Source organism: Microcystis sp. M090S1, from assembly GCF_020246295.1.
Lineage (GTDB): Bacteria > Cyanobacteriota > Cyanobacteriia > Cyanobacteriales > Microcystaceae > Microcystis > Microcystis aeruginosa.
In genome coordinates, this window is record NZ_JADBTF010000140.1 from 1 (window position 1) to 5090 (window position 5090).

6 protein-coding genes and 1 pseudogene are annotated in these 5090 nt (G+C 42.7%); 4 read left to right on the forward strand and 3 right to left on the reverse strand.

From position 1 onward, the window contains the following. Positions 1-160: 160 nt before the first annotated feature. A pseudogene (locus tag IM477_RS06300) lies at positions 161-514 on the forward strand (M48 family metalloprotease); the annotation flags it as partial. Here the strand turns inward: IM477_RS06300 and IM477_RS06305 are convergent. After that, entirely contained in the window at positions 515-1357 is an 843-nt protein-coding gene (locus IM477_RS06305) for an alpha/beta fold hydrolase (RefSeq protein ID WP_287730962.1), read from the reverse strand. Between the two features lie 58 nt (positions 1358-1415). Between IM477_RS06305 and IM477_RS06310 the strand changes: the two genes are divergently transcribed. Continuing rightward, complete coding sequence (locus IM477_RS06310; protein WP_287730963.1) at positions 1416-2309, forward strand: alpha/beta fold hydrolase; 894 nt, start codon at positions 1416-1418, stop codon at positions 2307-2309. A 236-nt stretch (positions 2310-2545) separates the two neighbouring features. On the opposite strand, the gene aroH is transcribed toward IM477_RS06310, so the two are convergent. Together aroH and sppA are read right to left on the reverse strand one after the other, a co-directional pair. Further along, a complete protein-coding gene (aroH, locus tag IM477_RS06315; protein ID WP_190723652.1) occupies positions 2546-2947 on the reverse strand; it encodes a chorismate mutase in 402 nt (133 codons plus the stop codon). A 68-nt stretch (positions 2948-3015) separates the two neighbouring features. Next, positions 3016-3837: a signal peptide peptidase SppA gene (gene sppA, locus IM477_RS06320; protein WP_287730964.1), complete on the reverse strand. Its 822-nt coding sequence runs from the start codon at positions 3835-3837 to the stop codon at positions 3016-3018. A 520-nt stretch (positions 3838-4357) separates the two neighbouring features. On the opposite strand from sppA, the gene IM477_RS06325 reads away from it, so the two are divergent. Both IM477_RS06325 and IM477_RS06330 read left to right on the forward strand, forming a co-directional pair. Then, positions 4358-4597 carry a hypothetical protein gene (locus tag IM477_RS06325; protein WP_190723649.1) on the forward strand — a complete coding sequence of 80 codons (240 nt, stop codon included), beginning with the start codon at positions 4358-4360 and terminating at the stop codon, positions 4595-4597. A 153-nt stretch (positions 4598-4750) separates the two neighbouring features. After that, positions 4751-4987, forward strand: coding sequence for a hypothetical protein (locus tag IM477_RS06330; protein WP_287730965.1), 237 nt, complete (start codon positions 4751-4753; stop codon positions 4985-4987). Positions 4988-5090 lie beyond the last annotated feature (103 nt).

Consider the following 5090-nt stretch of genomic DNA (forward strand, 5'->3'; position numbering starts at 1 on the left):
CAAACAGAAACCGACCCAAACGCCTTGGGAGAGTCCGGCCTCTGGATTCTTAATGGAGACATTGAGAATCTAAGCTGTCTCGTTGAACAAGGAATTTCTAACAGCGATGTGGAAAGAGTCCCCCGTCACAGCGTAGCTTGACGGTGGGAGTATGTCAAGCAATGCTGCCCTCGCCCAAGGACTTCTCAGCGCGGCGGGATTAGACACAAAAACTTGGGTACAATTGGCAGTCAATCTCGCCTATAATCTGCCCAATAGTCGCAAGGATGAATTAGAAGCGGACCGACTGGGTTTAAACAATCTAGCTGAGGCTGGTTATGCAGCCAAGGCGATGATCTCCTTGATGGGAAAATTAGCACAACAGGGGGGTTCTACCCCGACAATTCTCAGCACCCATCCGGCTACAAGTGATCGCATTTTGGCACTACAAAAACAGCTTAATTCGGTTAATAACAAGCAGAATCAAGGTTTAGACGAGGATTATTACCAATTGCAGATTCGTTCTCTCCGCTAATCAGACAATTTCCTGAACAGATAAAAACTCGGCCACCGCTTGATTAAAACTTTCAGGTTCCCCTAAAAATGCCCAATGATTACCCGGTATCTTTTTAATCTCTAGAGAAGTTAAATACTTGTTATAAGATTGAATTTGCCAAGCAGTGCGATTTAATCCCTGTTGGGGAAGGATTAATAAACTGGGAATATCTAAAGTTTTAGTTAATCCGGCAAACCCCATGACATCCTCAAAAATTTCCCCGCGTGCCGATAAAGTGAATTTACCGCTCCAACTGCCATCAGCTTTTTGTTCAATGGCATTTTTAAACACCTCTTGCTGTAGATTTGACCAACCTTTATATTGTTTTAATTGACGAGCGATCGCCTCTATGCTCTGATAACTATCAAAGGAGCGAGTAATCTTTAAAAAGGGCAAAACTTGATAGAGAATTGGAAAAGTTATCCTAATCCAACTAGGCATTTTATCGATAAAAAAGGGATCGACTAAAATTAAACTCTTAAATACTTCCGGCTGTTGAGTTGCCCAAATTGCCGCTATTTTAGCACTCCAAGAATGACCTAAAATATGTGCTTGCGTCCAACCTAAATGATTAATTAAAGCCCTTAAATCGCCGATATAATCCTGAAAGTGATAACCGGTTGCCGGTTTACCGCTTTCCCCATGTCCCCGCAAATCTGGGGCAATAACTTGATAATTTGAGCTTAAATAATCGCCCAAGCTTGACCAAACCAAAGCATGATCCGCCATGCCGTGCAATAATAATAGAGGCATACCTCGATCGCTCCATTGTAAATAGGAAATTTCCATCGAGTTATTGGTAAAAGTCTGGCGTTGTGGCATAAATTCTCGACTGATTTTTACTCTATAATTTACCTATCACTTAATAAAACTTCATACAATGGCACTACAATCTCCGATCACTGGGACTAGCTTAGAGCAATTGTCTTGGACATGGCAAGGTCACACCATCCCCTACACTGTGCGGGGAGAAGGACAACCCCTAGTATTAATTCACGGTTTTGGGGCATCTATCGGTCATTGGCGCAAAAATATCCCCGTTTTAGCGGAAAATGGCTATCAAGTCTATGCCCTAGATCTTTTGGGATTTGGGGGTACAGATAAGCCCGCTTTAGATTATAGTCTCGACCTTTGGCTGCGGCAAATACAAGACTTTTGGCGAGAAAAAATGGCAAAACCGGCGGTATTTATCGGTAATTCCATCGGGGGACTGATTACCTTAATGCTGATGGCAGAATCTCCCGAAATCACTGCTGGAGGAGTAATTATTAACTGTGCCGGAGGATTAAACCATCGTCCCGAAGAATTAAATTTGCCGCTGCGTTTAATCATGGCTGCCTTTACCGGTTTAGTTAGTTCTCCCGTGACAGGAAAGTTTATTTTTGAACAGGTAAGGCAGAAAAATCGCATCCGGAAGACCTTAAAACAGGTTTATCGGGATCATACCGCGATTACCGAGGAATTAGTCGAAATTCTCTATCAACCCTCCTGTGATGCGGGTGCGTGGGGAGTGTTTGCATCGGTGTTGACAGCACCCCCCGGACCTTCTCCCCTGGAATTATTACCGCAAATCGATCGCCCTTTATTGGTACTCTGGGGAGAGGATGACCCTTGGACACCGATCGCCGGTTCGGTAATTTACCAAGAAAGAGCTAAAATGGGAAATAATACCCAATTTTATCCGATTGCCAAAGCCGGTCACTGTCCCCACGATGAACATCCCGAAAAAGTTAATCAATTAATTTTGAGTTGGCTGTCGGAAATGGGGATTTAGTCAGTTAAAAAAGTTGGGGTTGATAAGCAATCCTTCATCGATCTGCCTCGCGATTCAGTTTTGAGGTTATGAGTTTATTAAGTGAGATTATTCACTGATAACTGTTTACTGATAACTGATAACTGATAATTTTTCTTGGCCCCAAAGGTAAATTTAATGATTTTTGCGGCCAGTTTTTCCCTGAGGGAGAAATCGATAAACTTAATAGAAAATGCGGGAACAGGTTATCGAAGATTTTAGCGATTAATAGTTACTGGAGAAATCTGCCAATCGGGGCGAAGATTTTTCGCCCCTTGCAGATAGACGTGCTGCATTTCGCTTTGCAGTTTGGGAGTATTAACGTGGAGAATTACCCGAATACACTTTTCCAGACTACCAGCGACGTGCATCTGTTGCACATCGAGGAGGGGGACATTTTGCCAATGGGGACGTTCGCGAGCGATAGCAGCGGGGAAAATCGCGTCTAAATCCTGAGTTGCCGTAAAGATAATACTAACAATATCATCGGGATCGAGACTATTGTGGATTTCGATCGCTTCGAGGAGTTCTGTCACTGCTTCTCGTATAGCTTCAATAGTATTAGCTGTTACTGTTGTTGCTCCCCGAATGGCTCGAATCTTCCACTGCACGATTGTCATCCTCCGCTAATCCTGATGAGTCAATTTTAGGGGTTAACGCGCCCTTTTTCTCGACTTTAATCTAGCCATCAGGGTCGGTATAACCACAATAGTTGTCCGTTAACTTCCAATTCAAATTCTAGACGCTGTAGGGTTTTTTGTAATCCTAGGGGTATTTGGGAACGATTGCCCGTCAGACGACTGAGGAGGGGTTTCGGTTCTTCGATAGTCTGACATTTAGTTTTATCTGGGGGTAATCCTGCCAATTCTAGCGCCCAAAGTCGGGCATCTTCCTCGGTTCCCAAGCGATCGACCACTCCTAATTCTAAAGCCTGTTGACCAGTAAAAATGCGCCCATCGGCAAAACTTTTCACTTGATTGACATCTAAATTTCTAGCTCCGGCGACGGTTTGCAGAAATTGCTGATAACTGGTATCGATCATATCCTGGAGAATTCTTTCTTCTTCATCAGTTAATTCTCGATCGAAGGAGAGAATATCTTTATAAGGGCCAGATTTAATCACTTTAAACGAAACTCCCACCTTATCCAACAATCTTTCCAGATTGTTCCCTCTCAGGATAACACCGATCGAGCCAGTAATCGTGCCGGGGTTAGCCATAATATAATTAGCCCCCATAGCGATATAAACGCCGCCAGAGGCGGAAATATTGCCAAAACTAGCGATTATTTTCGTGTTTTTTTGTAACCGCTTCAATGCTTCATAAATTTCTTGGGAATCCCCCACGGTTCCCCCGGGGGAGTCAATTCGGAGAAGTAGGGCGGGATATTGCCTTTCTTTGACGATTTCTAGGGCTTTTAAGACTCTTTTGCGGGTATCGGAGGCAATTGCACCTGTAATTTCTATTCGAGCGATTTGTTTGCGGGTTTTCGGTTTAAAAGGCCAGACCATCAGGGTTAAATATCTCTAAAAAAAGGACTCTTTCTAATCTAACGCTTTGATCGTTCCAGGTTAAGCAGACATTATATTTCAGAATTTCAGGCTAAAATGTCTGGTTAGGTGTATAACAGTACTAAGTGGCCAGAGTTAAGGTAGGCGAGGTGAGCATTTGGGCAAGAGAGCGGGGAAGTGGGAAGTGGGAAGTGGGAAGTAGGAAGTGGGGAGCGGGTTTTTCAAGTTCGATTGGAAGTTAATCATACTATTAAAAACAGATTTGGTATTAGAGTTTTTTCTTACTTTGTAATCAAGAAAATGGTCTAAATTTTCAGGTTAAATAGCCCGCCAATGCCCAAAGATCTAGTAGGAAAAAAAAGCCAATCCTCGACCACGTTTTAGCGAATCGTTCTGCGCTCCTGATTAAAGGGGAGGCAAAGGTCTGTACCGGGGAGAATTAATCATGTTAAATAAGCCAGAAATTACTGTGATAATTGAGGATTAAGAAAGTGATAATTTCTGGCAAGATTCTAAATCTGTGCAGATTCTTTGCTTAGGGGATTTAAAGAATATTGATTCCCTGAAAAACATCTTTATTTGTACTTCTTTGACCGGTTTAAAGTCCGTGGCAGATATGGCCAGAACCGCTAATGATAAACATCATCTGCGAGGCCTTTTTATTCGAGAAGACATTGATGCTATCTGGTTGCCGCAACTATTTAAACGGGCTAATTTACGCACGCTGCGAAATACCCTAGTTGCTCAAGATTTTACTTGACGGACAAGGGTGATTAATGCTTGGAGTTGGGGAGCGCAAGAGCATTTAATCGCCACAGCTTTAGTTATCAGTCGCTGTGATTTCGAGGAGCTAGAAATTCCCTTGGCATCTATGCCAGCTTGACAGCGTATTCCTCTAGAAGAAAGAGAGAAGTTGATTATAGCAGAAGATGGCAGTTATATTCATTGGCTGGCCGTGGATATTCATCTTGATATAGCGGCTTTTTTAAGTGTAATTGAACCAGCAGCAAAACAAAAGTTTGCAGCGATTAAATTAAAACATGATCATATTTTTGGTCAAGCGATTGCATCTTTACGCAAACAGCATCAACTGCGACAATCAGATATTATAGCTGGACTTCCCCCGTATAAACATACTAGCTATGGCTAAAAGTCTTACAGAGCCTGAGTTCAAGCAATAGAATACCAATGAACTACTGGACACAAAATCCTGAAGTTCTTACGCAGATAGGGTTTGAGGCAAAAATTTTCAA